The sequence below is a fragment of the Streptomyces flavochromogenes genome (assembly GCF_000717595.1).
Taxonomy (GTDB): Bacteria; Actinomycetota; Actinomycetes; order Streptomycetales; family Streptomycetaceae; genus Streptomyces; species Streptomyces flavochromogenes.
Map to the genome: position 1 here is coordinate 14,654 of NZ_JNZO01000009.1, position 24,689 is coordinate 39,342.

Below are 24,689 nucleotides of genomic sequence, written 5' to 3' on the forward strand. Positions count from 1 at the left end.
AGGACGGGCGTCCCGCCCGTGACTCATCGCTCTCCCGAAGATTTTTTGCGCTCAGGCGGCGGAACGCAGCCGGAGGGCCGCCAACGGTACGAATCCGCCGCCCGTGCCCTCGGTACCGGCCCCGGGTCCGGCGAGCCGCCGCAGCATCGCGAGGGCGATCCGCTCGCCCTGCGCCTTGGCCCGTTCCGCCAGCGGCCCGGTGTGGAGGCCGTCGACGGTGGCGTGCCAGAGCTGCACCCAGCGCCCGAAGTGGGCGGCGGTGAGGGGCCGGGCGGAGTGGAGTGCGGCGTGCGGGGCGAAGGCGTCCCGCCCGTAGTCGGCGGTACGGAAGAGGGCGCGCTCCCAGAAGTCGGTGATGCGCGGCAGATGGACCTCCAGGTCGGTTCCGGCGACCTCGGTGAAGAACGGCCCGATGAGCGGGTCGGCGAAGGCGGCGGTGTAGAACCGCCGCAACAACACGTCGAGGTCGTCCCGACCACGGACATCCCGGCTGGCACGCATACCCCCAGTGTGCCCGCTGCGGCGCACCGCCCGTAGAGCCGAACGTCCCGTCCCTGCCCGCCCCACCCCGCGGGGCCCCACCCGACAGGGCCCCGCCCACCCGACAGGGCATCGCCGCTTCCCCTTCACCGCTTGTTGATGCACAGTCAATTCCGTACTCCTAGTTTCCGGAAACGCGCGACCCCGTCGCCGACCGGACTGACGGGGCGGTTCACCACCCTTCCCAGGAGTGAGACGTGGAGCGACGCAGTTTTCTGCGCGGAGCGGTCATCGGCACGTCGGCGGCCGCCTTCGGCGGCACCCTGATGCACGGCGCCGCCTACGCGGCCCCCGCGCAGCCCGGCGCCGGCCCCTACGGCGCCCTCGGCGCGGCGGACGCCAACGGCATCCTGCTGCCCGCCGGTTTCACCAGCCGGGTCATCGCACGGTCGGGCCAGACCGTGCCCGGCACCTCGTACACCTGGCACAGCGCCCCCGACGGCGGCGCGTGCTTCGCCGACGGCACCGGCTGGATCTACGTGTCGAACTCGGAGATCAACCCGAGCGGCGGCGCGAGCGCGGTGCGCTTCGGCTCCACCGGCGCCGTCACCGGCGCCTACCGCATCCTGTCCGACACACGTCAGAACTGCGCGGGCGGCAAGACCCCGTGGAACACCTGGCTCTCCTGCGAGGAGGTCAGCCTCGGGTACGTCTACGAGACCGACCCGTACGGCGTGAACGCCGCCGTCCGCCGCGCCGCCATGGGCCGGTTCAAGCACGAGGCCGCCGCGGCCGACCCGGTCCGCAAGGTCGTCTACCTGACCGAGGACGAGACGAGCGGCTGCTTCTACCGCTTCGTCCCCACCACCTGGGGCGACCTCTCCGCGGGCACCCTCCAGGTGATGGTCGCGGGCTCCGCCGCCTCCGGCTCCTTCACCTGGCAGAACGTGCCGGACCCGGACGGCTCCCCGACCGTGACCCGCAGCCAGGTCTCGGGCTCGAAGAAGTTCAACGGCGGCGAGGGCTGCCACTACGCCAACGACACCGTCTGGTTCACCACCAAGGGCGACAACCGCCTCTGGCAGCTCAACCTCGCGACCAGCACCTACGAGCTGGCGTACGACGACTCGCTGGTGCCGAGCGGCGCCGCCCCGCTCACCGGTGTCGACAACGTCACGGGCTCCTCCTCCGGCGACCTGTTCATCGCCGAGGACGGCGGCAACATGGAGATCTGCGTCATCACCCCGGACGACGTCGTCGCCCCGTTCCTCCGGATCAGCGGCCAGTCCTCCTCGGAGATCACCGGCCCCGCCTTCTCCCCCGACGGCAGGCGCCTGTACTTCTCCAGCCAGCGCGGGACGAGCGGCAGCTCCTCCGCCGGCATCACGTACGAGGTGACGGGTCCGTTCCGCGCCTGACGTACGAGGTGACGGGCCCGTCCCCCGCGTGACGCCCGCGCGGTGACGGGCCCGTTCCGCGTCCGGCTACCGCGCGGCGGCGGGTCCCTCCCGCCCCGCGATCCCTACGAGGTGACCGTCCCGTTCCGGGCGTAGCACCGCAGGTCCACCGTCCGCTGCGCGCCGCCGAGAAGGGCGGCGCCCAGCGGCGTCAGTGTGTGCAGGACCGCGTTCCCGTGCCGCAGGGTCGCGATGAGCCCCGCCTCGCGCAGCACGCCCGCGTGCTGGCTCGCCGAGGCCAGTGACACCCCGGCCCGCCGGGCGAGTTCGCTCGTCGTACCGCCGTCGCCGATGGCGTGCAGGACCGCCGAGCGGGTCTGGCCGACCAGCTTGGCGAGCGAGGAGCCGCCCGGCGCGCGCACCGTCGGCGCCTCGCCGTGGGTGACGGGGTAGACGAGGACCGGCGGCAGCGCGGGATCGCGCAGCACCACGGGCGTCCCCCGGCAGAAGTACGAGGGCTGGAGCAGCAGCCCCCGCCCGTCGAGGTGGACGTCCCGGTCGACCGGGTAGTCGGCCTCCAGGACGGGCGCGCGCCAGCGCAGCATCGGCGGCAGCGAGGCGAGGAGTTCCTCGGCACCGCCGTCCAGGAGCGCGCGGCCGCGCCGGGCCCGGTCGGCTTCGACACGGGCCCTGATGTGCGGCCAGTACGGCTCCACGGCGGCCCGGTGGTAGCTCCGCAGCGCCCCCACGAGCCGGTCGAAGGGCTCCGCGCCGCCGTCGGCGAGGGCCCGCAGCGAATGGGGTACGGTCCGTCCGCCGGAGCGGTGCGCGGCGAGCAGCGAGAGTTCGCCGCGGAGCCGGCCGGAGTCGGTCGCGCGGATCGCCTCCAGGCCCTCGTCGAGCCCGTGCACGCCCTCGGCGGGCGTCAGGAAGTCGGGAAAATAGCCGCGGCTGGGAACGAGCGCGGCGAGGAGCCGGGTCTCACCACCGAGCCGCATCCGGGTTTCGGAGCGCCAATCTCCGAAGACGACGGGGCCGCGCCGGTCCCTTAAACGGTGAAAACTGAGAATCGTTTCCCACAGAACATCGGGCCGGGCGGCGGTCCGCACCCCCGCCAGGTCGTTTCCGGTGAAATGAATCCGCAGCATGACGTCCCCACCTGTGCACTCGCAACCACCCCCGACGACGAGTATGCACAGCATCACTGCACGTTACCAGGGTGTTTCAGCCACAGTTGAAAAGCATCGCGGCAATGGGGGCGGAACCGAAAAGCTGTACGGGTCGGGCAGGAAACCTTCAGGACCGAGGTGACGTGGCGAAGACCGTGGGGGGCTTTGCTCGTCCGGCGGCGGTCGGCGAGGTTGCGGCTCACCTGCCCGGCATCGGTAAAGGGCGCGGCCTCCGGGTGGGGATCCGGGGGTCGCGCCCGCTCCATTCTTTGCGGTGGATCCTTTGCGGAGGAACGAGGAAGTTCAATGGCCAATAATTCAATCAGGCGCAATTGAACAACTACTCACATCCGCTCAACAAACAAACGACGGGACGGACACCTCCGCACAAAGGTGTCCGTCCCGTCGCCGTGATTCCGGGGACGCCGCCCGCCGGTGAGGGTGGTGTGATGACCGGCGGCGCCCCCGGTGGTACCGGAGTGGTTCGGTGATTCCCGCTGCTGAACGGGGGTTCAGGAGGGCCCGACCGCCGCTCCTGAACCCCCGTTCAGCAGGACTCAGCGGCTGTCGCTGCCCTTCGACTCGGCCGCAGCGCGGCCGGCCTCCAGACGCGCCACCGGGATCCGGAAGGGCGAGCAGGAGACGTAGTCCAGACCGACCTCGTGGAAGAAGTGCACCGACTCCGGGTCGCCGCCGTGCTCGCCGCAGACACCGAGCTTGATGTCGGGGCGGGTGGCGCGGCCGGCCTGGACGGCGCTGCGCACCAGCGCGCCGACACCGTCCTTGTCGATGGTCTCGAAGGGGCTGACGCCGAAGATGCCCTTCTCCAGGTACGCGGTGAAGAACGAGGCCTCCACGTCGTCACGGGAGAAGCCCCAGACCGTCTGCGTCAGGTCGTTGGTGCCGAAGGAGAAGAACTCCGCGGCCTCGGCGATCTGACCGGCGGTCACGGCGGCGCGCGGCAGCTCGATCATGGTGCCCAGCGCGAGCTTGAGCTCGACACCGGTGCGGGCCTGGACCTCGGCGATGACCTGCTCGGCCTCCTCGCGGACGATCTCCAGCTCCTGGACGGTGCCGACGAGCGGGATCATGATCTCGACGCGCGGGTCGCCCTTGGCGTCGATGCGCTGGGCCGCGGCCTCGGCGATCGCGCGGACCTGCATGGTGAACAGGCCGGGGATGACCAGACCGAGGCGGACACCGCGCAGACCCAGCATCGGGTTCTGCTCGTGCAGCCGGTGGACGGCCTGGAGGAGACGCAGGTCGTTCTCGTGCGGCTCCTTGCGGGACTCGGCGAGGGCGACGCGCACCGAGAGCTCGGTGATGTCGGGCAGGAACTCGTGCAGCGGCGGGTCGAGCAGCCGGACCGTGACGGGCAGCCCGTCCATGGCCTCGAAGAGCTCGACGAAGTCGGTCTTCTGCAGCGGCAGGAGGGCTTCCAGGGCGTCGTCGCGTTCGACGTCGGTGTCGGCCAGGATCAGCCGCTCGACGAACTGGCGGCGCTCGCCGAGGAACATGTGCTCGGTGCGGCAGAGGCCGATGCCCTGGGCGCCGAAGCGGCGGGCGCGGTTGGCGTCCTCGGCGTTGTCGGCGTTGGCGCGGACGCGCAGCCGGCGGACGCGGTCGGCGTAGGCCATGATCCGGTGCACGGCGGCGACGAGCTCGTCGGCGTCGTCGGCGCCGGCGTGCATGCGGCCCTCGAAGTACTCGACGACCGGGGACGGTACGACGGGTACCTCACCGAGGTAGACCTTGCCGGTGGAGCCGTCGATGGAGACGACGTCGCCCTCCTCGACGACCTGGCCGTCGGCCGTGGTCATCCGGCGGCGCTTGGTGTCGACCTCGAGCTCCTCGGCGCCGCAGACACAGGTCTTGCCCATGCCGCGGGCGACGACGGCGGCGTGCGAGGTCTTGCCGCCGCGCGAGGTGAGGATGCCCTCGGCGGCGATCATGCCGTCCAGGTCGTCCGGGTTGGTCTCGCGGCGGATCAGGATGACCTTCTCGCCCGAGCGGGACCACTTGACGGCGGTGTACGAGTCGAAGACGGCCTTGCCGACGGCCGCGCCCGGGGAGGCGGCGATGCCGCGCCCGATCTGCTCGACCTTCGCGTCCTCGTCGAACTTGGGGAACATCAGCTGGGCGAGCTGCGCGCCGGTGACGCGCTGGAGCGCCTCGGCCTCGTCGATCAGGCCCTGGTCCACGAGCTGCGTGGCGATGCGGAAGGCGGCACCGGCGGTGCGCTTGCCGACCCGGGTCTGGAGCATCCAGAGCTGGCCGCGCTCGATGGTGAACTCGATGTCGCAGAGATCCTTGTAGTGGGTCTCCAGCGTGTTCATGATGTGCATGAGCTGGTCGTACGACGTCTTGTCGATCGACTCGAGGTCGGCCAGCGGCACGGTGTTGCGGATACCGGCGACGACGTCCTCGCCCTGCGCGTTCTGCAGGTAGTCGCCGTAGACGCCGGCGTGGCCGGAGGCGGGGTCGCGGGTGAAGGCGACGCCGGTGCCGGAGTCCGGGCCGAGGTTGCCGAAGACCATCGAGCAGACGTTGACGGCGGTGCCGAGGTCGCCCGGGATGCGCTCCTGGCGGCGGTACAGCTTCGCGCGGTCGGTGTTCCAGGAGTTGAAGACGGCCTCGATCGCGAGGTCCATCTGCTCACGCGGGTCCTGGGGGAAGTCGCGGCCGGTCTCGGCCTTCACGATCTTCTTGAAGTGCTCGACGACCTTCTTCAGGTCGGCGGCGTCGAGGTCGGTGTCGCTGGCGACCTTCTTCGCGGCCTTCGCCTCGTCCAGCGCGTCCTCGAAGAGCTCGCCCTCGACACCGAGGACGGTCTTGCCGAACATCTGGATGAGCCGGCGGTACGAGTCCCACGCGAAGCGCTCGTTGTCGGCCTGGCCGGCGAGACCGACGACGGACGCGTCGGAGAGGCCGATGTTGAGGACGGTGTCCATCATGCCCGGCATGGAGAACTTCGCCCCGGAGCGCACGGAGACGAGCAGCGGGTCGTCGGCCTGGCCGAGCTTCTTGCCCATCTGCTGCTCAAGGGCGTCGAGGTGGGCACTCACCTCGTCACGGAGCTCGACCGGCTCCGAGCCGCTCTCGAGGTAGACCTTGCACGCCTCGGTGGTGATCGTGAAGCCGGGGGGAACCGGCAGGCCGAGGTTGGTCATCTCGGCGAGGTTCGCGCCCTTGCCACCGAGCAGGTCCTTCAGGTCCCTGTTGCCCTCGGTGAAGTCGTAGACGAACTTCTGATCATTAATTTCCGACACGGGTCCCGACTCCTCGATGACTCGGTTGGCTGCCCTGACGGCGAGGAACATACCCAGATCGAAGGCTTCTGGGGAGGTACGCCTAGCGGTCACGTGGCCTTAACCACCCGTCCGCCAGCACTTCGAAAGTAACCGCGAAGTAGCCTCCGCTTTCAGGCCCCGAAGACGCCATGACCCAAACCAGGGACAACTCGCTCACATGAGCGCGCATCCGAGCACTTGCGTTCAAGCCTTGAACGCAAAAAGGGTGGCACCCCGTGCCACCCTTCAGGCGATGCAGCCGTTCCCAACCTGCTCATCTGAGCACCACCCCCCTCAAGGGTGGCGAGGATCACTCCCCCGGAAAGGCCGAATCAAGGCCGAATCTCAGCCGCCGGACGTGTCCAGCTCGGCATCCTCGCTCACGCCGGAGCAGTCGTACGGGTCCTTCAACCAGCCGTCCGGCAGGACAACTCGGTTGTTTCCGGACGTACGACCCCGAGGGCCGTCGGCACCCACCGGCCACGACTGATCAAGGTCCAGCTCGCTCAACTGAGCGCTCAGTTCGTCGAGGGACGAGGTGATCGCCAGCTTCTTGCGCATCTCGGAACCCACCGAGAAGCCCTTCAGGTACCAGGCCACATGCTTGCGGAAGTCGATGACACCGCGTGCCTCGTCGCCGATCCACTCCCCGAGCAGCCGCGCGTGCCGCACCATCGCGTCCGCGACCACCCGCAGCCCCGGCGCCGCGTAGGCCCCCGTGCCCTCGAAGCCGGCCACCAGGTCCGCGAAGAGCCACGGCCGCCCCAGGCAGCCACGGCCGACGACCACGCCGTCGCAGCCCGTCTCCCGCATCATCCGCAGGGCGTCGTCGGCGGACCAGATGTCGCCGTTGCCGAGGACCGGGATCTCCGGCACGTGCTCCTTGAGGCGCGCGATCGCGTCCCAGTCAGCCGTGCCGCCGTAGTGCTGCGCCGCCGTCCGCCCGTGCAGGGCGATCGCCGTGACGCCCTCCTCCACCGCGATCCGGCCCGCGTCCAGATACGTGATGTGGTCGTCGTCGATGCCCTTGCGCATCTTCATCGTGACCGGCAGGTCGCCCGCGTTGGTCACGGCCTCGTTGAGGATCGCGCGCAGCAGCGGCCGCTTGTAGGGCAGGGCCGAGCCGCCGCCCTTCCGGGTCACCTTGGGGACCGGACAGCCGAAGTTCAGGTCGATGTGGTCGGCGAGGTCCTCGTCGACGATCATCCGCACGGCCTTGCCGACCGTCACGGGGTCCACCCCGTACAGCTGGATCGAGCGCGGCTGCTCGGTCGCGTCGAAGCGGATGAGCTGCATCGTCTTCTCGTTGCGCTCGACCAGGGCGCGCGTCGTGATCATCTCGCTCACGAACAGCCCCTTGCCGCCGCTGAACTCGCGGCAGAGGGTACGGAAGGGGGCGTTGGTGATGCCGGCCATGGGGGCGAGCACCACCGGCGGCTGCACGATGTGCGGCCCGATGGCAAGGGGGGAGAACGCGGTCATTGGCCCATTGTCGCGCACTGCGCCAGTCATTAGTTAGCCGTACTATCCGAACATGCCAGAGCTCACACGCTCGCCGCTCCCCCGGCGCCGGCAGCTCGTCGTCCTGTCGATCTGCTGCACGAGCCTGCTGATCGTCAGCCTGGACAACACCGCGCTCAACGTCGCCCTGCCCTCCCTGCGGCGCGACCTCGACGCCTCCGTCTCCGGCCTGCAGTGGGTCATCGACGCCTACACCCTGGTCCTGGCCTCGCTGCTGATGCTGGCCGGCTCCACCGCCGACCGGATCGGTCGCCGCAGGGTCTTCGTGACCGGCCTCGTCGTCTTCGCGCTCGGCTCGCTGCTCTGCTCCCTCGCCCCGAACCTGGAGGCGCTGATCGCCTTCCGGGCGGTGCAGGCGGTGGGCGGCTCGATGCTCAACCCGGTCGCCATGTCGATCATCACCAACACCTTCACCGAACCCGCCGCACGCGCGCGTGCCATCGGCGTCTGGGGCGCGGTCGTCGGCATCTCGCTGGCCCTGGGGCCGCTGGTGGGCGGTGCGCTCGTCGAGTCGGTCGGCTGGCGGGCGATCTTCTGGGTCAACCTGCCGGTCGCCCTCGTCGCCTGGCTCCTCACCCTGCGGTACGTCCCCGAGTCCCGCGCGCCCCGGCCCCGGCGCCCGGACCCGGTCGGCCAGCTCCTGGTGGCGACGCTCCTGGGCTCCCTCACGTACGCGATCATCGAGACCGACCCGCTCTTCGCCGGCATCGCCGCCGTGGCGCTCGGCGGGGTCCTCGTGTACGAGCCGAGGCGCCGCGAACCCCTGATCGACCTGCGGTTCTTCCGCAGCGCGCCGTTCAGCGGCGCCACCGTCGTCGCGATCTGCGCCTTCTCGGGCTTCGCCGGCTTCCTGTTCCTGAACACCCTGTACCTCCAGGAGGTACGCGGGCTCTCCCCGCTGGACGCCGGCCTGTACGTGCTGCCGATGGCGGGCATGACCTTCGGCTTCGCGCCGCTGTCGGGGCGGCTCACGGGCGCGCGCGGCCCCCGTCTCCCGCTGCTGCTCGCGGGCACGGCGATGGCGACGGGAGCGCTGCTCTTCGCGGCCTTCGAGGCGGAGACCCACGATCCGCTGCTCTTCATCGGGTACGTGGCCTTCGGCATCGGCTTCGGCCTGGTGAACGCGCCGATCACCAACACGGCCGTCTCGGGGATGCCCCGCGCGCAGGCCGGGGTGGCGGCGGCGGTGGCCTCGACGAGCCGCCAGGTGGGGCAGACGCTCGGGGTGGCGGTCGTCGGGACGGTGCTCGCGACGGGGGTGGGCGCCGGAATGTCCCCGGACGACTTCGTGACGGCGGCACGGCCGGGCTACTGGGTGGTGACGGCCTGCGGCCTCGCCGTCCTCGCGGTCGGCGCGCTGACCAGCGGACAGTGGGCCCGCCGCACGGCGGAGCGGACGGCACGGTGCCTGGAGACGGACGACGGGACGCGGGCGGCGGGGGACCTGCCGCTCAGACGGCGCTGAGGGCCCATGACTGCCGCGCCTCCTCTCGTACGGCCAGTTCCAGGAGCCGTTCGAGCCGCGCCCGGGACTCCTCGTCGAGGGGTACGTACGTGCCGAGGCGCGGTCCGGCGGCGGGCCCGAGCCAGAGATTGGTGTGTTCCAGGTGCAGCACGCCCACCTGGGCGTTCCGGATGACCTTGGCGCGGCCGGCGAGGTCGGCGACGTCGCGCCGTTCCCAGAGCTCGCGGAACTCCGGGGACGCGTCCTGGAGCCGCTGGACCAGCGCCTTCCAGGCGGGTTCGGCCAGGTGCTCGGCCATGGAGGCGCGGAGCTTGCCGACCATCGCGCGCAGGACCTCCGGGAGGTCGCCGAAGGCCGCGCGGAAGTCCTCGTGGGTGAAGGCCAGCCAGAGGGTGTTGCGGTCCTCGCGGGGCAGCGCGTCCAGGTCGCAGTAGAGCCGCCCGAAGGTGCGGTTGTAGGCGAGGAAGTCGTACCGGCTGTTCTGCACGCAGGCGGGCACGGGCTCCAGCTGGTGGAGCAGCTCGCGCAGCGCGGGGGTGACGGCCGGGCAGGCCGTCTCGGGGTGCGGATCGCTCTGGGCGGCGAGGGCGAAGAGGTGGCTGCGTTCGGTCGGGTCGAGCAGCAGGGCTCTGGCGAGGGCGTCCAGGACCTGCGGGGAGACCTGGATGTCACGGGCCTGCTCCAGCCAGGTGTACCAGGTGACGCCGACGGCGGAGAGGTGGGCGACCTCCTCGCGGCGCAGACCGGGGGTGCGGCGGCGGCGCCCCCGGGGCAGGCCGACCTGCTCGGGGGTGATGCGCTCGCGCCGGCTGCGCAGGAAGGCGGCGAGCTCGTGTCGCCGCGTACCGGGTTCGGCCGTCGTCATGGTCGTCACGCTCCCAGGGTGCCGGGCCCGGGAGACCCGTGCCAGGTACTGCTTCTACCAGGATAAAGACACTCTGGTACCAGGCTGAGGAGCGGCGGATCGTCGATGCCGTGACTACGACCTCCGCTTCTCCCCGTTCTCCGGCCTCTCCCCCGGGCGGCACCCCGCCCGGGTCCGCTCCCGTCCTCCACGACCGACCGGCGCTCGGTTCACTCGGTCTGTTCACCGTGCTGCTCGGCGCGGCCCTGCCCCTGATCGACTTCTTCATCGTCAACGTCGCCCTGCCGTCGATCGACCACGACCTGGCGGCGGGACCGGCGCTCCTGGAACTGGTCGTCGCCGGGTACGGGCTGTCGTACGCCGTCCTGCTCGTCCTCGGCGGACGGCTCGGCGACCTCTTCGGGCGCCGCCGGCTCTTCCTCGCGGGCATGGCGGCCTTCGGGCTGACCTCGCTCGCCTGCGGTCTCGCCCCGGACGCCTGGACGCTGGTCGGGGCGCGGGTGGCGCAGGGCGCGGCGGCGGCGCTGATGCTGCCGCAGGTCCTCGCGACGATCCACTCCTCGACGCGGGGCGCGCGGCGCGCCAAGGCGCTGAGCCTGTACGGGGCGACCGCGGGGCTCTCCATGGTGGCCGGACAGATCCTCGGCGGGGTCCTCGTGGCCGCCGACCTCGCGGGCTCGGGCTGGCGTGCGGTGTTCCTGGTGAACGTGCCGGTGGCGGTGGTCGGCCTGGTCCTGGCCTTCCGTACGGTCCCGGAGACCCGCTCGGACCGCCCGGCGCCGGTGGACGTGCCGGGCACGCTGCTGCTCGCCCTCGCGCTGACCACGCTGCTCGCGCCGCTGACGGAGGGCCGGGCGGCGGGCTGGCCGCTGTGGACGTGGGTGTCGCTGGCCGTGTTCCCGTTCGCGGCGGTGGCGTTCTGGCGGGTGGAGCGGCGGATGGACCGCCGTGACGGCACGCCGCTGGTCCCGCCGAGCCTGCTCGGCCTGGTGTCGCTGCGGCGCGGGCTCGTCCTGCTGCTTCCGCTCTGCATGGGTTTCGGCGGCTTCATGTTCGTGATCGCGGTCGCCCTCCAGCAGGGTCTCGGCCTGGGCGCGATCGCCTCCGGCCTGGCCCTGGTCCCGATGGCGGTGGCCTTCTTCGCGGCCTCGCTCGCGGGCCCCCGGCTGGTACGACGCTGGGGCACGCGCGTGGTGACGGCGGGCGGCCTGATCCAGGGCGTCGGCATCGGACTGCTCGCGGTGACGGTCTGGCGCGCCTGGCCGGACCTCTCGGTGGGGATCCTGCTCCCGGGCATGGCGATGGCGGGCCTGGGGCAGGGCCTCCAGCTCCCGGTGCTCTTCCGGGTGATCCTCTCGGAGGTCCCGGGGGAACGCGCGGGCGTGGGCAGCGGCGTGATGGTGACGACCCAGCAGTCGGCCCTCGCCCTGGGCGTCGCCACCCTGGGCTCCCTCTACCTGGGCCTGGCGACCTCGCCCCAGGGCGCGGGTACGGCCCTGACGACGACGCTCCTGGTCCAACTGGCCATGGTGGCCGTGACGGTGGCACTGTCCGCGCGCCTGCCGAGGAAGGTGGGCTAGCCGGGACGGCGAAGGGGCCCGGGGCGTGGAGACGCCCCGGGCCCTTCGTCATGCGGTGGTGACTACTCCTGGCCGGTGCCGGTGTCGGCCGTGCCGGCGGTGTCCGCCGCGGTCTCGGCGGCGTCGCCTCCCCGGGCGCGTTCGCGCATCTTCTTCAGGAGGTCCTGCTTGCGGTCGTCGGCGGAGCGCTGGGCGGCCGTGCGGCTCTGGCTGTTGCCGTGCTGGTCGGCGCGGGACAGCTTCTTGCGCTGTCCTCCGACGCCGAGGAGGTTGTTGCGGCTCTTCGCCACGGTGTTCTCCCGTCAGTGAGGTGGGCGGTGGTCTGATTCGGGCTGCCGGAGACGGCGCTCACTCGTAGATCTGGAAGAACGAAGACATGCCGGTGACGCTACCCCCGGCCCCTGGGCGAGGGCATCCGGTTTTCCCCGCACCGCTTGAATGAATGACAGATATTGAAATCTGTCATCGGTCATGTCATGGTTGGCGTGTCCGACCGAACCGCTTCCCCGACTCCGAGGAGACAGCCATGACCACCACCGGGCGCCCCGTCCCCACCCGCCGGCTCGGCACCACCGGGCCCGAGGTCTCCGCCCTCGGCCTCGGCTGCATGGGCATGTCCGCGCTCTACGGCGAGAGCGACCGCGCCGAGTCGATCGCCACGATCCACGCCGCCCTGGACGCGGGGGTGACCCTGCTCGACACCGGCGACTTCTACGGGATGGGGCACAACGAGCTGTTGATCGACGAGGCGCTGCGCACGGCCCCGGCGGCCGCCCGCGAGCAGGCGCTGACCAGCGTGAAGTTCGGTGCCCTGCGCACGGTCGAGGGCGGCTTCACCGGGTACGACGGGCGGCCGGCCGCCGTGAAGAACTTCGCGGCCTACTCGCTCCAACGCCTCGGCACCGACCACATCGACATCTACCGGATCGCCCGGGTCGACCCGGACGTGCCGATCGAGGAGACCGTCGGCGCCATCGCCGAGCTGGTAGAGGCGGGGCACGTGCGGCACATCGGGCTCTCCGAGGTCGGCGCGGACACCCTGCGCCGGGCGGCGGCCGTGGCCCCGATCGCGGACCTCCAGATCGAGTACTCGCTGATCTCGCGGTCGATCGAGGAGAAGATCCTGCCGACCGCCCGGGAGCTGGGCATCGGCGTCACGGCGTACGGGGTGCTGTCGCGCGGCCTGATCAGCGGCCACTTCACCCGCGACCGGGAGCTCGCGGCGAACGACTTCCGGGGCATGAGCCCGCGCTTCCAGGGCGACAACCTCCAGCGGAACCTGGACCTCGTGGACCGGCTGCGGGCACTCTCCGAGGCCAAGGGCGTGACCGTCGCGCAGACCGCCGTCGCATGGGTCCTCGCACAGGCCGAGCGGCAGGGCGTGGACATCGTCCCGCTGGTCGGCGCCCGGCGCCGGGACCGGCTCGCGGAGGCGCTCGGCGCCCTGGACGTCACGCTCGACGCCGCCGACCTCGCGGCGATCGAGGAGGCCGTGCCGGCGGGTGCGGCGGCCGGCGACCGCTACCCCGCGGCGCAGATGGCACACCTGGACAGCGAGCACTGACCGGCGCTCCGGGAGTCCGGTGACTGACGGGTACTGTCATTCCATGGCCGCGACCGAGACCCTGACCGCCGAGCGCATCCTCGAAGCCACCGAGGAGGTGCTGCGCCGCTACGGACCGGCGAAGGCGACCGTCGTGGACGTGGCCCGGGTCCTCGGCGTCAGCCACGGCAGCGTCTACCGCCACTTCCGTACGAAGGCGGCGCTGCGCGAGGCGGTGACCGAGCGGTGGCTGGAGCGGACGATCGTCGCGCTGCGGCCGCACGTCGAGGCCGGGGAGCCCGCGGACGAGCGCCTGACCGGCTGGCTCACCGCACTCTTCACCCTGAAGCGCCGCAAGGCCGGCGGCGATCCGGAGCTGATGGCCACGTTCCAGGTCCTGATCGGCGAGAACAGCGCGGTGGTCGACCGGCACGAGGAGCACCTCGTGGAGCAGATCGCCCGCATCCTGGAGGACGGTCACGGCGAGGGCCTGTTCGCCGCGCCGGAGCGGGACTTCGGGACCACGGCCCGTGCGGTCTTCGACGCGACGGACCGCTTCCACAACCCCGCGCACGCCGCCGACTGGTCCGCGCCGGACGTCGAGGACGCGTTCACGGCGATCGTCTCCCTGGTGCAGCGGGCGCTGCGGGCCTGATTCCGCCGGCCCGGGAGTCCGTGGACCCGCGAGTCCGCAGGGCCGAGCACCCACGGGGCCGGGCACCCACGGGGCCGGGATCGCAAGGCGGGGAACCACACCCTTGAAGATCATTTGGCGTGGACTTTCCCCTTCCCTGTCCGGTACATGACTAGCGTTCCCCCGCACCGCGACCACACACGCTCCCAGGGGGAACCATGTCCGCATCCGCCAAGCCACCGGCCCGCTCAGGCGCCGCCTCCGCGATCGGCTGGGTCCTCACCATCGGCCTCAACGTGGTCGCACCGATCCTGACGTACAACACCCTGACCGAGGACCGCCACTGGTCCGAGTTCTCCGCCCTGCTGCTGAGCAGCGCCTGGCCCGTCCTCGACACCGCGATCACGGTCGCCTGGCGACGCAAGGTGGACGAGTTCGCCATGGTCACCCTGGTGTTCATGGTGATCACGGCCGTGGTGTCGCTCGTCGGCGCGCACACCGCCCGCGCGCTCCTGGTCAAGGACTCGTCCGTGACGGGCCTGTTCGGGCTGCTGTGCCTCACCACCCTTCTCGCACCCCGCCCGCTGATGTTCTACTTCGGCCGCAAGTTCGCCACCGACGGCACCCCGGCGAGCACGGCCTGGTGGAACGACAAGTGGCAGTACGAGGGGTTCCGTTCCACCCTGCGCACGATGACGCTGGTGTGGGGCGTGGCGTACGTCGCCGAGGCGCTGCTCCGTATCGCCCTCGCGTACGCGCTGCCGACGAAGACCATGGTCACGCTGAGCCCGGTCATGATCTACGGGGCCCTCGGCGTCCTGGCCGTGTGGACGGCCTGGTTCGGTAGGCGCCGCGCGGCCGAGGGTGAACGACGGCAGGCCGAGGCGGCCGCCGTCGCCCGGGCGGCCTGACCCCGGCCACGGGAAAGCCCCCGGTTCCTCTCGGAACCGGGGGCTTTTCCCGTACACGATCAGCGGCCCACGACGAGCGACCGGCGACCTGAGATCAGCAGCCGAGGAGGCGGCTGCCCAGGTAGCCCTGGATCTGGTCGAGGGAGACGCGCTCCTGCTTCATGGTGTCGCGCTCGCGCACGGTCACCGCGTTGTCCTCAAGGGTGTCGAAGTCGACGGTCACGCAGAACGGGGTGCCGATCTCGTCCTGGCGACGGTAGCGGCGGCCGATGGCGCCGGCGTCGTCGAACTCGATGTTCCAGTTCTGGCGCAGGTCCGCCGCCAGGCCCTTGGCCTTCGGGGAGAGCTGCGGGTTGCGGGACAGCGGCAGGACCGCGACCTTGACCGGGGCCAGGCGCGGGTCGAGGCGCATCACGACGCGCTTCTCCATGACGCCCTTGGCGTTGGGGGCCTCGTCCTCGTTGTACGCGTCGAGCAGGAAGGCCAGCATCGCGCGGCCGACACCGGCGGCGGGCTCGATGACGTACGGCGTGTAACGCTCGCCGGACTCCTGGTCCAGGTACGTGAGGTTGGCGCCGGAGGCCTTGGAGTGCGCGTTCAGGTCGTAGTCGGTGCGGTTGGCGACGCCCTCGAGCTCGCCCCACTCGCTGCCGCCGAACTGGAAGCGGTACTCGATGTCGGCGGTGCGCTTCGAGTAGTGGGAGAGCTTCTCCTTCGGGTGCTCGTACCAGCGCATGTTCTCCTCACGGAGACCCAGGCCCGTGTACCAGTTCCAGCGCTGCTCCATCCAGTATTCCTGCCACTGCTCGTCCTCGCCCGGCTTGACGAAGAACTCCATCTCCATCTGCTCGAACTCGCGGGTGCGGAAGATGAAGTTGCCCGGAGTGATCTCGTTCCGGAAGGACTTGCCCATCTGGCCGATGCCGAACGGCGGCTTCTTGCGCGAGGTCTGCAGCACCTGGCCGAAGTTGGTGAAGATGCCCTGCGCGGTCTCGGGACGCAGGTACGCGACGGAGCCGGTGTCCTGGGTCGGGCCGAGGTGCGTGGAGAGCAGGCCGGAGAACTGCTTGGGCTCGGTGAAGGTGCCCTTGTTGCCACAGTTGGGGCAGTTGAGGTCGGCGAAGCCGTTCTCGGGGAGGCGGCCGTGCTTCTCCTCGTACGCCTCCTCCAGGTGGTCCGCGCGGAAGCGCTTGTGGCAGGAGGTGCACTCGGTCAGCGGGTCCGTGAAGGTGGCGACATGGCCGGAGGCCTCCCAGACCTCGGTGGCCAGGATGACCGACGAGTCGATGCCGACGACGTCCTCGCGCGCGGTGACCATGTAACGCCACCACTGACGCTTCAGGTTCTCCTTGAGTTCGACGCCCAGCGGTCCGTAGTCCCAGGCGGCGCGCTGGCCGCCGTAGATCTCGCTGCACGGGTAGACGAAGCCACGGCGCTTGCTCAGGCTGACGATGGTGTCGATCTTGTCGGCGGCCACGGTGCTCTCTTCATTACGACGACGAAGTGCGAATGCCTCAGGTTACCGGCGCCCGCACCCCCCGTATCAAATCGGTTCGGCGAGGGGACCGTGCGAGGGGCCGCGTGGGCGGAGCCACACGTACGACAATTGACAATCGTTTCCAGTTTTGTTGAAAATGAGTGTCATGAACGTACGTCGCCGCCTCATATCCAGCACCGCCGCCGCCGCGGCCGTCACGCTCGGCATCGTCACCCTCTCCGCCTGCGGCGGGACCTCCGACGCGGCCGACAAGGGCAGCGACGGCAAGCTGGACGTGGTGGCGTCGTTCTACCCCATGCAGTACCTGGCCGAGCAGATAGGCGGCGGCCACGTCGCCGTCAACACGCTCACCAAGCCCGGCGTCGAACCCCACGACCTGGAGCTCAAGCCGAGGCAGATCGGCGAGCTCGGCGAGGCCGACGTCGTCCTCTACCTCAAGGGCATCCAGCCCGCCGTCGACGACGCGATCGCCCAGGCCGGCGTCAAGAACACCGTCGACGCCGCCACCCTCACGAAGCTCGAGGCCCACGGCACCGCGGTCGGCCACGAGGGCCACGACCACGCCGAGGGCGAGCACGCGGAGGAGGAAGCCGGTCACGACCACGGCTCCGAGGCCGGCGCCGACCCGCACATCTGGCTCGACCCCGTGAAGTACGCCGAGGTCGCCAAGGGCGTCGGCACCGCCCTGGAGAAGGCCGACCCGGCGAACGCCGCCGACTACAAGAAGAACACCGACGCGCTCGTCAAGAAGCTCGGCGACCTGAACACCGACTTCGCGAACGGTCTGAAGAACTCCACGACGAAGACCTTCATCACCACCCACGCCGCCTTCGGCTACCTCGCCGAGCGCTACGGGCTCGACCAGGAGGGCATCTCCGGCATCGACCCCGAGTCCGAGCCGAGCCCCGCCCGGATCAAGGAACTCCAGGACGTCGCGAGGAAGGACAAGGTCACCACCGTCTTCTTCGAGACCCTCGCGAGCGACAAGACCGCGAAGACCCTCGCCGGCGACACCGGTCTGAAGACCGACGTGCTCGACCCGCTGGAGGGAATCACGGACACGTCCAAGGGCGATGACTACATCGAGGTCATGCGCTCCAACCTCGCCGCGCTGCAGAAGGCCCTCGGCGCGAAGTGATCACCGCACAGCAGGAGGTACGAGCCATGGCAGCCCCGACACCGGAACGGGAACCCGTCATCTCCGTCCGCGGAGCCACCGCGGCTCTCGGCGCCCGGCCCGTCCTCCGCGGTGTCGACCTCACCGTCCGCCGCGGTGAGGTCGTCGCGCTGCTCGGCGCCAACGGCTCCGGCAAGTCCACCGCGGTCCGCTCCGTCATCGGCCAGGTGCCGCTGACCGGCGGCACGATCGAGCTGTTCGGCACGGACCGGAAGCGTTTCCGCGACTGGGCGCGCGTCGGCTACGTACCGCAGCGGACCACCGCCGCGAGCGGCGTCCCCGCCACCATCCGCGAGGTCGTGTCCTCCGGCCGGCTCTCCCGCCGCAGGTTCGGCTGGCTGACCAAGGCCGACAAGGCCGCCGTCGAGCGGGCCATCGACCTCGTCGGGCTCGCCGACCGCGCCAAGGACTCCGTCTCCGCCCTCTCCGGCGGCCAGCACCAGCGGGTCCTGATCGCCCGCGCCCTCGCCTCCGAGCCCGAGCTCCTGATCATGGACGAGCCGATGGCGGGCGTCGACCTCGCCAGCCAGGAGATCCTCGCCTCGACCCTGCGCGAGCAGGTCGCCGGCGGCACCTCCGTCCTCCTCGTCCTGCACGAGCTGGGCCCCCTGGAACCGCTGATCGACCGTGCGGTCGTGCTCCGCGACGGGTGTGTCGTCCACGACGGCCCGCCGCCGGAGGCCCTCGGCCAGCACGCGCTGCCGGGCCACGACCACGTCCATCCGCACGCGGCCGGGGAGCCGCTCCGTACGGGTCTGCTGACCTGAGGAAGCTGACCTGATCATGGAAATGCTCGATCTCGCCTTCATGCAGCGCGCGCTCCTCGCGGCCGTGCTCGTCGGCATCACCGCGCCCGCCGTGGGCATCTACCTGGTCCAGCGCCGTCAGGCGCTGATGGGCGACGGCATCGGCCATGTCGCCATGACCGGCGTCGGCCTCGGCTTCCTCCTGAACTCCAGCCCGGTCTGGATGGCGACCCTGGTCGCCGTCGTCGGCTCGGTCGGCATGGAGCTGATCCGCGCGTACGGCAAGACCCGCGGCGACCTCGCGCTCGCGCTGCTCTTCTACGGCGGCATGGCCGGCGGTGTCCTGCTGATCAACCTCTCGCCGACCGGCTCCAACGCCAACCTCAGCTCCTACCTCTTCGGCTCGCTCTCCACCGTCTCCGAGGCGGACATCACCGCGATCGGCATCCTGGCCGCCTTCGTCGTCCTCGTCACGGTCGGTCTGCGCCGGCAGCTCTTCGCGGTCAGCCAGGACGAGGAGTTCGCCCGGGTCACCGGTCTCCCGGTGCGCGCCCTGAACCTGCTGATCGCCGTCACCGCCGCGGTGACCGTCACGGTCGCCATGCGGGTCGTGGGCCTGCTGCTGGTCAGCGCGCTCATGGTGGTGCCGGTCGCGGCGGCCCAGCAGCTGTCGAAGTCCTTCCGCGCGACCTTCGTCCTCGCGGTGGTGACGGGCATCACGGTCACCCTGGCGGGCACGGTCACCTCGTACTACCAGGACGTGCCGCCCGGCGCGACGATCGTCCTCTACGCGATCGGCGTCTTCGTCCTGCTCACCCTGCTCGCCACGCCGCTCGCCAAACGGCGGGCGCGGGCGGCCGAGGCGGGCGCGGAGAGCTGTGACGCACCGGTTCCGGCGACCCGTCGCCCCTCGGACGACGTGAAGGTGTGATCCGGCCCGGACTCAGGGCCGTGGGGGGCTGGCAGAATGGCGGGGGCAGACAAGCATTCAAGGAGGCCCCCGTGGTGACGGCAGGACCCCCCGTACGAGGCCGCTCGACCAAGCAGCGTGCCGCCGTCTCCGCGGCGCTGAACGAGGTGGACGAGTTCCGCAGCGCCCAGGAGCTGCACGACATGCTCAAGCACCGCGGCGACTCGGTCGGCCTCACCACCGTCTACCGCACGCTCCAGTCCCTGGCGGACGCGGGCGAGGTCGACGCGCTGCGCACCAGCGAGGGCGAGACGGTGTACCGCCGCTGTTCGACCGGCGACCACCACCACCATCTGGTGTGCCGCGTCTGCGGCAAGGCCGTGGAGGTGGAGGGCCCGATGGTGGAGCAGTGGGCCGAGACGATCGCCTCGGAGCACGGCTTCGTGAACGTGGCGCACACGGTGGAGATCTTCGGCACCTGCGCGGACTGCGCCGGGAAGTGATCTTCGCGCGGTGACCTGACACAGTCGTGACCCGACATGCGAGAAGGCCCGCACCGAGAGGTGCGGGCCTTCTCGCATGCGGTCACAGCCGGACGGAGTTCCGGTCCAGGACCGCTCGCAGCCGGTCGATGCCGGCCGGGTCGGCGAGCCCGCTCTTGGGCAGGTACGCGAAGCCGGTGCCGGCCCTCCGGGCAGTGAGGAGGACGAAGAGCCGGGGCGTCTCGACGTACCGGGGAAGCATGGCCCAGCGGACCACGATGTCGGTGTCCCGGGTGATCCACCGCCCGCCGTCCTCGTCGACGACGGCCCGCGCCTCGCCCTGGGACCGGGCCATCAGGAAGACGCTGCGGGCCGTCCCCCACGGCACCAGCTCCGCGGCGGCCAGGGCCACGAGGCCGAGCAGGACCATCTCGACGGCCTTCCCCGGTTCGGGCTCCCGGGGGAGGAACAGCGCGAGGGCCGCGGCAGCGAAGGCCAGCGTGCAGGCGCCCCGGGCGGCCCAGCGCAGCGCGGGCCACCAGCCGGTGGCCCGCAGCCGGACCCGTACGGCCTCGCTCACCTCCGCGAACACCGGCGGGTAGCCGAGTTCGAGCCCGTCCCGAGTGGTGTGTTCCGTCGCTTCGTTCACGGCGGCGATCGTAGCGGTGCGAGCAGGCGGGACCCATTCCGGTTTTCGATCTTCCCGCCTACCCTGGCCCCCGTCGCCGGCCGCCGGAGGGGGAACGCATGGAGAGCACGCCGAAGGGCCCGCCTCCGGCGGCCGACTCCTCGCTGCTCTCGCTCCTCGGGCTCGACGCCGGGCAGGACGCCGGGCAGGACGCCGTCTACCGGCTGCTCGTCGACCGCCCCGACAGCGTCCCGGACACGGTCACGCCGCCCGGCGCGGACCCCCGGGCGGTCGTCCGTGTACTCCAGGGCCTGGTCGACCGGGGGAGGGCCTCGTGAGGACGCAAAGAACCCGACGGATACGCCGGATGCTCGCGACCGGTGTGGTCGCGGCAGCGACCGGTTCGGCGCTGCCGACCGCTCCGGCACAGGCCGAGGAGGTGAACGAGCCCACCCCGCCGGCCCCACGGGAGGCGATGGTCGCCCCCGCAAGACGCGCGGCCTGGCTGGACACGACGGCCGCCTCGACGGACGTGGTGACCCGGGCGGCCTTCGCCGGCACCTGCTCCTGATCGCACGACGAGGCGCCCACCGTCCGAGGACGGTGGGCGCCTCGTCGTGCGCTTCGGCTCAGGCCTTGTCGAGGACGGCCATGTCGGCCGGGTCGACGCCGCCGAAGCGGCGGTCGCGCTGGGCGTACTCGACGCAGGCGCGCCACAGGTCGCGGCGGTCGAAGTCGGGCCACAGCACGTCCTGGAAGACCATCTCGGCGTACGCGCTCTGCCAGATCAGGTAGTTGGAGGTGCGCTGCTCGCCGCTGGGCCGCAGGAAGAGGTCCACGTCCGGCATGTCCGGGTAGTAGAGGTACCTCTGGATGGTCTTCTCGGTGATCTTCGCCGGGTCGAGCCGGCCGGCCTTCACGTCCTCGGCCAGCGCCTGCGCCGCGTCCGTGAGCTCCGCGCGGCCGCCGTAGTTCATGCAGAAGTACAGCGTGAGCTTGGTGTTGTCCTTGGTCTGCTCCTGCGCGACCTGGAGCTCCTTGGCGACCGACTTCCAGAGCTTGGGCATCCGGCCGACCCAGCGCACGCGGACGCCGAGCGAGTCGAGCTGGTCGCGGGACTTGCGGATGAAGTCGCGGTTGAAGTTCATCAGGAAGCGCACCTCCTCGGGGGAGCGCTTCCAGTTCTCGGTGGAGAAGGCGTAGAGCGAGATCGCCCCCACGCCCATCTCGATCGCGCCCTGGAGCACGTCGAGGACCTGCTCGGCGCCGACCTTGTGGCCCTCGGTGCGGGGCAGGCCGCGCTCCTTGGCCCATCGGCCGTTGCCGTCCATGACGATCGCGACGTGCTCCGGGATCAGCTCGGACTGGAGCTTCGGCGGGCGGGCGCCGGACGGGTGCGGCTCGGGGGCGCTGTACTCCCGGCGCTGGCGACCGAGCAGTCGTGCGATGGCCATGACGTGGTCTCTCCTACCTAGCTTTTCTCTACGTATCGCAGGGAGCGCAGGCCGCGCTCAAGGTGCCAGTGCAGATAGGCGGACACGAGTCCGCTGCCCTCCCTGACGTGACGCGGCTCGCACGCGTCCGCCGTCGCCCAGTCGCCGGTGAGCAGCGCGCTGAGCAGGCCGATGGCCTCCGGAGAGGGTACGACGCTTCCGGGCACCCGGCAGTCGCCGCATATGACACCGCCCGCCGCGACCGAAAAGAACCGGTTGGGCCCGTGGATGCCGCATTTGGCGCAGTCTTCGAAGCTCGGCGCGTAGCCGTTCACGGCGAGCGAGCGGAGGAGGAAGGCGTCGAGGATGAGGTGGGGGGCGTGCTCACCCCGGGAGAGGGTCCGCAACCCGCCCACGAGCAGCAGGTACTGCTGCACGGCGGGCTCGCCCTCGTGGTCGGTGAACCGTTCCGCCGTCTCCAGCATGGCGGTGCCGGCGGTGTAGCGGGCGTAGTCGGTGACGATGCCGCTGCCGTAGGCGGCGATGGTCTCGCTCTGGGTACAGAGCGGCAGGCCGCGTCCGACCAGCTCACTCCCCCGGGCGAAGAACTGCACGTCCACGTGCGAGAACGGTTCGAGCCGCGCGCCGAACTTCGACTTGGTGCGCCGCACGCCGCGCGCCACGGCGCGTACCCGTCCGTGACCGCGCGTGAGGAGGGTGATGATGCGGTCCGCTTCACCCAGCTTCTGGGTGCGCAGCACGATGCCGTCGTCGCGGAACAGACTCATGCGCCCATTCTCACGTACGACGGAGGCTCCACGGCCCGAAGTCGCGAGGGAATGAGTTGGGCGGCCGTTCACTCCCCGTTCCCCCTCGGGGTGACACGCCGAGCCCTATGGTTCGGATGTGGACCTACCTGTCGCGCTCCGCTGGGTGTTCGTCGCCCTGGCCCTTCTCCAGCTCCTCGCCTTCGTCCCCGCCGTCCGCCGGATGCGCCGCCCCGATCCCTCGGTCCGGACCGACGGCCGGATGGACCTCCTCGACGCCGCGGCCTCCCTGACGTTCCTGGCCGCCATCGCGCTGGGCAACGACCCGCTCCTGCTCGTCGGCGGCGCCTCCCTGGGCGTGGTCATCGCCGTGAAGGGATACCGGACGCTCCGGATGCGCCGGGAGGCCTGACCCCCGCACGACGAACGCCCGGCCGGAGGTCGCCTCCCGGCCGGGCGTTCCACGTTCGGTGCCGTGCGGAGTCAGGGCACCTCGCCGCGGCTCCGCGCGTTCACGTGCGCCGTGGCCGCGCTCAGCCGCTCGGCCGAGGTGGCCTCCCGTACCCCGTCGGGCTCCACGTCCCATTCCCGTCCGCCACCCAGCGGCCGGACCTGGACGTAGGGCCCTTCGTGCCCCATGACCCTCCCGACCCGCCCGGTGCGGATCTCGACGACGTACGACCCGATGGGCAGTGTCATGACCGGTTCTCCTCCCCCGGCAGGACGGCGGCGGCGTGGAGCCGTGCCGTTTCCACCGTGCAGCGTCCCAATGCGACGAGCGGCCTCGGAGGATCGGCGGCGAGGGTGACGACGTCGGGCCCGAGCGAGGGAAGCCGGATTCCGGCCCTCGCGAGTGCCTCGCGCAATTCCGCCACTTCCTCTTGTGCGATGTCGATGGCCCCCGTGGTCGTCTTCATGGTGTCTTCCTTCACCAACGTATGCCTTTCTGAATCCATTTCCTGCTTCGCCTCACCAGGGCGGGGCCGGATCCGTAGAATCGACAGATGCGTAGATCCCGCAACTAGGGCGTGGACCTGGGGAGTTAGTCCATGGCCAAAGGCGAGCAGCCGGAGACACGGGTGCCCTTTCGGGCGGGTACTCAAGAAGCACCGGGAGGCGGCGGGCCTTACTCGGGGCGAACCGGGCAGACGCGTGTTCGTATCCGGTGGATACATCGCCTGTTCGAGCAGGGAATCCGTAAACCGCAGCCGGATGCGGCGATGAGAATCGACCGGCTCCTGCAAACCGGCGGCATTTTCGAACGAACGCGGCGCACACTCGTCGACACGTCGCCCCATGCGCCCTATTCCGCCCGCGGCCGGCCCGCCCTTACGATCACGCCATGCCGATCACGCCTCCCATACCCACCCTCGGTGGCCCTCAGGGCACCGGTCTGCGCGCCACGGGCGATGCCCTCCTCCTGCGCCGCGTACAGGAGGAGGTGCACATCCCGCTGAAGGCCATCGGGCGCGTCCGCGCCGAGGGGCGGGCCGTCGCCATCGAGCTGACCGCCGCCGCCGGGGCCGTACCGGCGGTCCACCGGTTCGAGGACGTGGACGAGGCGGCCGCGGCGGCGTTCGCCGAGGCCGTGAACGCCGCCCTGCCGGAGGAGAAGGAGATGGTGGACGGCACCCGGTACCTCTCCGGCAACCGTCTGGGCGACCTGAACACGGTGAAGCTGTTCCGCCGGCTCAAGCGGGCGGCGCTGTACGGCGCCCTCGTGATCGTCGCCCTGTGCGTGCTCGTGATCGCCACCGGCCACGCGGCCGGGATCGTCGCGATCATCCCGGGCGGCGCGTTCGCACTGTTCTTCCTGGTGCTCGGATGCGGGGCCGGGTACCCGTCGTACGAGGAGTGGCACCTGCGCAGGCACGGCGTCACGGTCGCCGCCGAACGGGTCCCGGGCGAGCAGGGCACCTTCCTCTACGAGGACCCCATCGGACTGCAGCGCACCGTACGGAGCTTCGCCGCCGCGTGGACCATCGACGTCGCCTACGACCCGGAGGACCCGGGGCGCGTGGTCGTCCTCCGGTCGCGGGGCCGACGGCTGCTGGACGTCGCGCTGGTGGGCTCGGGGATCGCCATCGGCCTCCTCGCCGCCGCCGGAGTGCTCACGTTCACGGTTCTCACCCTGCTCGGCAAGGGCGGTCTCTGAGGCACTCTCCGAGGCGGCCTCCGAGACCGCACCCGCTC

At 71.0% G+C, this 24,689-nt stretch carries 26 protein-coding genes; 14 read left to right on the forward strand and 12 right to left on the reverse strand.

Annotated features, from left to right (window positions below):
- Positions 1-51: 51 nt before the first annotated feature.
- A complete protein-coding gene (locus tag IF00_RS0112480) occupies positions 52-501 on the reverse strand; it encodes a group III truncated hemoglobin (RefSeq protein ID WP_030317403.1) in 450 nt (149 codons plus the stop codon).
- A 236-nt stretch (positions 502-737) separates the two neighbouring features.
- Here IF00_RS0112480 and IF00_RS0112485 point away from each other — a divergent pair, with 236 nt between their 5' ends.
- Entirely contained in the window at positions 738-1,898 is a 1,161-nt protein-coding gene (locus tag IF00_RS0112485) for an alkaline phosphatase PhoX (RefSeq protein ID WP_030317405.1), read from the forward strand.
- A 104-nt stretch (positions 1,899-2,002) separates the two neighbouring features.
- On the opposite strand, the gene IF00_RS0112490 is transcribed toward IF00_RS0112485, so the two are convergent.
- The 3 genes from IF00_RS0112490 to dusB form a co-directional block, all read right to left on the reverse strand.
- Positions 2,003-3,025, reverse strand: a complete 1,023-nt coding sequence (locus IF00_RS0112490) for an ArsR/SmtB family transcription factor (protein WP_030317407.1) — start codon at positions 3,023-3,025, stop codon at positions 2,003-2,005.
- A gap of 578 nt (positions 3,026-3,603) precedes the next feature.
- Entirely contained in the window at positions 3,604-6,315 is a 2,712-nt protein-coding gene (ppdK, locus tag IF00_RS0112495; RefSeq protein ID WP_030317408.1) for a pyruvate, phosphate dikinase, read from the reverse strand.
- A gap of 366 nt (positions 6,316-6,681) precedes the next feature.
- Positions 6,682-7,818, reverse strand: a complete 1,137-nt coding sequence (gene dusB / locus IF00_RS0112500; RefSeq protein ID WP_030317410.1) for a tRNA dihydrouridine synthase DusB — start codon at positions 7,816-7,818, stop codon at positions 6,682-6,684.
- A gap of 52 nt (positions 7,819-7,870) precedes the next feature.
- On the opposite strand from dusB, the gene IF00_RS0112505 reads away from it, so the two are divergent.
- Positions 7,871-9,322 (forward strand): MFS transporter, encoded by a 1,452-nt coding sequence (locus tag IF00_RS0112505; RefSeq protein WP_030317412.1) that lies wholly within the window; start codon positions 7,871-7,873, stop codon positions 9,320-9,322.
- On the opposite strand, the gene IF00_RS0112510 is transcribed toward IF00_RS0112505, so the two are convergent.
- Complete coding sequence (locus IF00_RS0112510) at positions 9,309-10,187, reverse strand: MmyB family transcriptional regulator (RefSeq protein WP_030317414.1); 879 nt, start codon at positions 10,185-10,187, stop codon at positions 9,309-9,311. The genes IF00_RS0112505 and IF00_RS0112510 overlap by 14 nt on opposite strands.
- Before the next feature lie 110 nt (positions 10,188-10,297).
- Between IF00_RS0112510 and IF00_RS0112515 the strand changes: the two genes are divergently transcribed.
- Positions 10,298-11,767 (forward strand): MFS transporter, encoded by a 1,470-nt coding sequence (locus IF00_RS0112515; protein WP_030317416.1) that lies wholly within the window; start codon positions 10,298-10,300, stop codon positions 11,765-11,767.
- A 62-nt stretch (positions 11,768-11,829) separates the two neighbouring features.
- On the opposite strand, the gene IF00_RS0112520 is transcribed toward IF00_RS0112515, so the two are convergent.
- Positions 11,830-12,057, reverse strand: coding sequence for a DUF6243 family protein (locus IF00_RS0112520; RefSeq protein WP_030317418.1), 228 nt, complete (start codon positions 12,055-12,057; stop codon positions 11,830-11,832).
- Between the two features lie 236 nt (positions 12,058-12,293).
- Here IF00_RS0112520 and IF00_RS0112525 point away from each other — a divergent pair, with 236 nt between their 5' ends.
- The 3 genes from IF00_RS0112525 to IF00_RS0112535 all read left to right on the forward strand — a co-directional run bounded on the left by IF00_RS0112525 (position 12,294) and on the right by IF00_RS0112535 (position 14,855).
- Entirely contained in the window at positions 12,294-13,331 is a 1,038-nt protein-coding gene (locus IF00_RS0112525) for an aldo/keto reductase (protein ID WP_030317420.1), read from the forward strand.
- 43 nt (positions 13,332-13,374) lie between these two features.
- Complete coding sequence (locus tag IF00_RS0112530; RefSeq protein ID WP_030317421.1) at positions 13,375-13,965, forward strand: TetR/AcrR family transcriptional regulator; 591 nt, start codon at positions 13,375-13,377, stop codon at positions 13,963-13,965.
- Between the two features lie 197 nt (positions 13,966-14,162).
- Positions 14,163-14,855 carry a VC0807 family protein gene (locus IF00_RS0112535; RefSeq protein ID WP_030317423.1) on the forward strand — a complete coding sequence of 231 codons (693 nt, stop codon included), beginning with the start codon at positions 14,163-14,165 and terminating at the stop codon, positions 14,853-14,855.
- A 94-nt stretch (positions 14,856-14,949) separates the two neighbouring features.
- Here IF00_RS0112535 and IF00_RS0112540 read toward each other — a convergent pair whose 3' ends face one another.
- Positions 14,950-16,332: a glycine--tRNA ligase gene (locus IF00_RS0112540; protein WP_030317425.1), complete on the reverse strand. Its 1,383-nt coding sequence runs from the start codon at positions 16,330-16,332 to the stop codon at positions 14,950-14,952.
- Positions 16,333-16,498: 166 nt separating this feature from the next.
- Here IF00_RS0112540 and IF00_RS0112545 point away from each other — a divergent pair, with 166 nt between their 5' ends.
- From IF00_RS0112545 to IF00_RS0112560, 4 genes are all read left to right on the forward strand, one after another.
- The gene (locus IF00_RS0112545; protein WP_030317427.1) at positions 16,499-17,491 is read left to right on the forward strand and encodes a zinc ABC transporter substrate-binding protein; all 993 of its coding nucleotides are present in this window, start codon (positions 16,499-16,501) and stop codon (positions 17,489-17,491) included.
- 26 nt (positions 17,492-17,517) lie between these two features.
- Positions 17,518-18,297, forward strand: a complete 780-nt coding sequence (locus IF00_RS0112550; protein ID WP_030317428.1) for a metal ABC transporter ATP-binding protein — start codon at positions 17,518-17,520, stop codon at positions 18,295-18,297.
- 16 nt (positions 18,298-18,313) lie between these two features.
- Positions 18,314-19,207 (forward strand): metal ABC transporter permease, encoded by an 894-nt coding sequence (locus tag IF00_RS0112555; RefSeq protein WP_030317430.1) that lies wholly within the window; start codon positions 18,314-18,316, stop codon positions 19,205-19,207.
- 71 nt (positions 19,208-19,278) lie between these two features.
- Positions 19,279-19,689: a Fur family transcriptional regulator gene (locus IF00_RS0112560; protein ID WP_030317431.1), complete on the forward strand. Its 411-nt coding sequence runs from the start codon at positions 19,279-19,281 to the stop codon at positions 19,687-19,689.
- An 82-nt stretch (positions 19,690-19,771) separates the two neighbouring features.
- Here the strand turns inward: IF00_RS0112560 and IF00_RS42620 are convergent, their stop codons facing one another.
- Positions 19,772-20,317 carry a YcxB family protein gene (locus IF00_RS42620; RefSeq protein ID WP_051820186.1) on the reverse strand — a complete coding sequence of 182 codons (546 nt, stop codon included), beginning with the start codon at positions 20,315-20,317 and terminating at the stop codon, positions 19,772-19,774.
- 98 nt (positions 20,318-20,415) lie between these two features.
- On the opposite strand from IF00_RS42620, the gene IF00_RS0112570 reads away from it, so the two are divergent.
- Positions 20,416-20,634 (forward strand): hypothetical protein, encoded by a 219-nt coding sequence (locus IF00_RS0112570; RefSeq protein WP_030317435.1) that lies wholly within the window; start codon positions 20,416-20,418, stop codon positions 20,632-20,634.
- 29 nt (positions 20,635-20,663) lie between these two features.
- On the forward strand, positions 20,664-20,867 hold the full coding sequence (locus IF00_RS0112575; protein ID WP_030317436.1) for a hypothetical protein: 204 nt from the start codon (positions 20,664-20,666) through the stop codon (positions 20,865-20,867).
- A gap of 58 nt (positions 20,868-20,925) precedes the next feature.
- Here IF00_RS0112575 and IF00_RS0112580 read toward each other — a convergent pair whose 3' ends face one another.
- Both IF00_RS0112580 and recO read right to left on the reverse strand, forming a co-directional pair.
- The gene (locus tag IF00_RS0112580; RefSeq protein WP_030317439.1) at positions 20,926-21,750 is read right to left on the reverse strand and encodes an isoprenyl transferase; all 825 of its coding nucleotides are present in this window, start codon (positions 21,748-21,750) and stop codon (positions 20,926-20,928) included.
- A gap of 17 nt (positions 21,751-21,767) precedes the next feature.
- Complete coding sequence (gene recO / locus IF00_RS0112585) at positions 21,768-22,517, reverse strand: DNA repair protein RecO (RefSeq protein WP_030317440.1); 750 nt, start codon at positions 22,515-22,517, stop codon at positions 21,768-21,770.
- Positions 22,518-22,635: 118 nt separating this feature from the next.
- Here recO and IF00_RS41155 point away from each other — a divergent pair, with 118 nt between their 5' ends.
- Complete coding sequence (locus IF00_RS41155; RefSeq protein ID WP_037638107.1) at positions 22,636-22,908, forward strand: hypothetical protein; 273 nt, start codon at positions 22,636-22,638, stop codon at positions 22,906-22,908.
- A gap of 71 nt (positions 22,909-22,979) precedes the next feature.
- On the opposite strand, the gene IF00_RS0112595 is transcribed toward IF00_RS41155, so the two are convergent.
- Together IF00_RS0112595 and IF00_RS0112600 are read right to left on the reverse strand one after the other, a co-directional pair.
- A complete protein-coding gene (locus IF00_RS0112595) occupies positions 22,980-23,195 on the reverse strand; it encodes a hypothetical protein (protein ID WP_030317441.1) in 216 nt (71 codons plus the stop codon).
- Entirely contained in the window at positions 23,192-23,413 is a 222-nt protein-coding gene (locus IF00_RS0112600; RefSeq protein WP_030317442.1) for a hypothetical protein, read from the reverse strand. Before IF00_RS0112600 ends, IF00_RS0112595 begins: the two co-directional genes overlap by 4 nt.
- A gap of 425 nt (positions 23,414-23,838) precedes the next feature.
- On the opposite strand from IF00_RS0112600, the gene IF00_RS0112605 reads away from it, so the two are divergent.
- Positions 23,839-24,651, forward strand: coding sequence for a hypothetical protein (locus IF00_RS0112605; protein ID WP_030317444.1), 813 nt, complete (start codon positions 23,839-23,841; stop codon positions 24,649-24,651).
- The last annotated feature ends 38 nt before the right edge of the window (positions 24,652-24,689 follow it).

Excerpts from the sequence above, each read along its gene's own strand:
- IF00_RS0112505 (WP_030317412.1), top strand. The coding sequence starts at position 7,871 with ATGCCAGAGCTCACACGCTCGCCGCTCCCCCGGCGCCGGCAGCTCGTC.
- IF00_RS0112600 (WP_030317442.1), bottom strand. The coding sequence starts at position 23,413 with ATGAAGACGACCACGGGGGCCATCGACATCGCACAAGAGGAAGTGGCG.
- dusB (WP_030317410.1), bottom strand. The coding sequence starts at position 7,818 with ATGACCGCGTTCTCCCCCCTTGCCATCGGGCCGCACATCGTGCAGCCG.
- IF00_RS0112580 (WP_030317439.1), bottom strand. The coding sequence starts at position 21,750 with ATGGCCATCGCACGACTGCTCGGTCGCCAGCGCCGGGAGTACAGCGCC.
- IF00_RS0112530 (WP_030317421.1), top strand. The coding sequence starts at position 13,375 with ATGGCCGCGACCGAGACCCTGACCGCCGAGCGCATCCTCGAAGCCACC.
- IF00_RS0112550 (WP_030317428.1), top strand. The coding sequence starts at position 17,518 with ATGGCAGCCCCGACACCGGAACGGGAACCCGTCATCTCCGTCCGCGGA.
- IF00_RS0112595 (WP_030317441.1), bottom strand. The coding sequence starts at position 23,195 with ATGACACTGCCCATCGGGTCGTACGTCGTCGAGATCCGCACCGGGCGG.
- IF00_RS0112570 (WP_030317435.1), top strand. The coding sequence starts at position 20,416 with ATGGAGAGCACGCCGAAGGGCCCGCCTCCGGCGGCCGACTCCTCGCTG.
- IF00_RS0112490 (WP_030317407.1), bottom strand. The coding sequence starts at position 3,025 with ATGCTGCGGATTCATTTCACCGGAAACGACCTGGCGGGGGTGCGGACC.
- IF00_RS0112535 (WP_030317423.1), top strand. The coding sequence starts at position 14,163 with ATGTCCGCATCCGCCAAGCCACCGGCCCGCTCAGGCGCCGCCTCCGCG.
- IF00_RS0112480 (WP_030317403.1), bottom strand. The coding sequence starts at position 501 with ATGCGTGCCAGCCGGGATGTCCGTGGTCGGGACGACCTCGACGTGTTG.
- IF00_RS0112605 (WP_030317444.1), top strand. The coding sequence starts at position 23,839 with ATGCCGATCACGCCTCCCATACCCACCCTCGGTGGCCCTCAGGGCACC.
- IF00_RS0112545 (WP_030317427.1), top strand. The coding sequence starts at position 16,499 with ATGAACGTACGTCGCCGCCTCATATCCAGCACCGCCGCCGCCGCGGCC.
- recO (WP_030317440.1), bottom strand. The coding sequence starts at position 22,517 with ATGAGTCTGTTCCGCGACGACGGCATCGTGCTGCGCACCCAGAAGCTG.
- IF00_RS0112510 (WP_030317414.1), bottom strand. The coding sequence starts at position 10,187 with ATGACGACGGCCGAACCCGGTACGCGGCGACACGAGCTCGCCGCCTTC.
- IF00_RS0112525 (WP_030317420.1), top strand. The coding sequence starts at position 12,294 with ATGACCACCACCGGGCGCCCCGTCCCCACCCGCCGGCTCGGCACCACC.
- IF00_RS0112575 (WP_030317436.1), top strand. The coding sequence starts at position 20,664 with ATGCTCGCGACCGGTGTGGTCGCGGCAGCGACCGGTTCGGCGCTGCCG.
- IF00_RS0112555 (WP_030317430.1), top strand. The coding sequence starts at position 18,314 with ATGGAAATGCTCGATCTCGCCTTCATGCAGCGCGCGCTCCTCGCGGCC.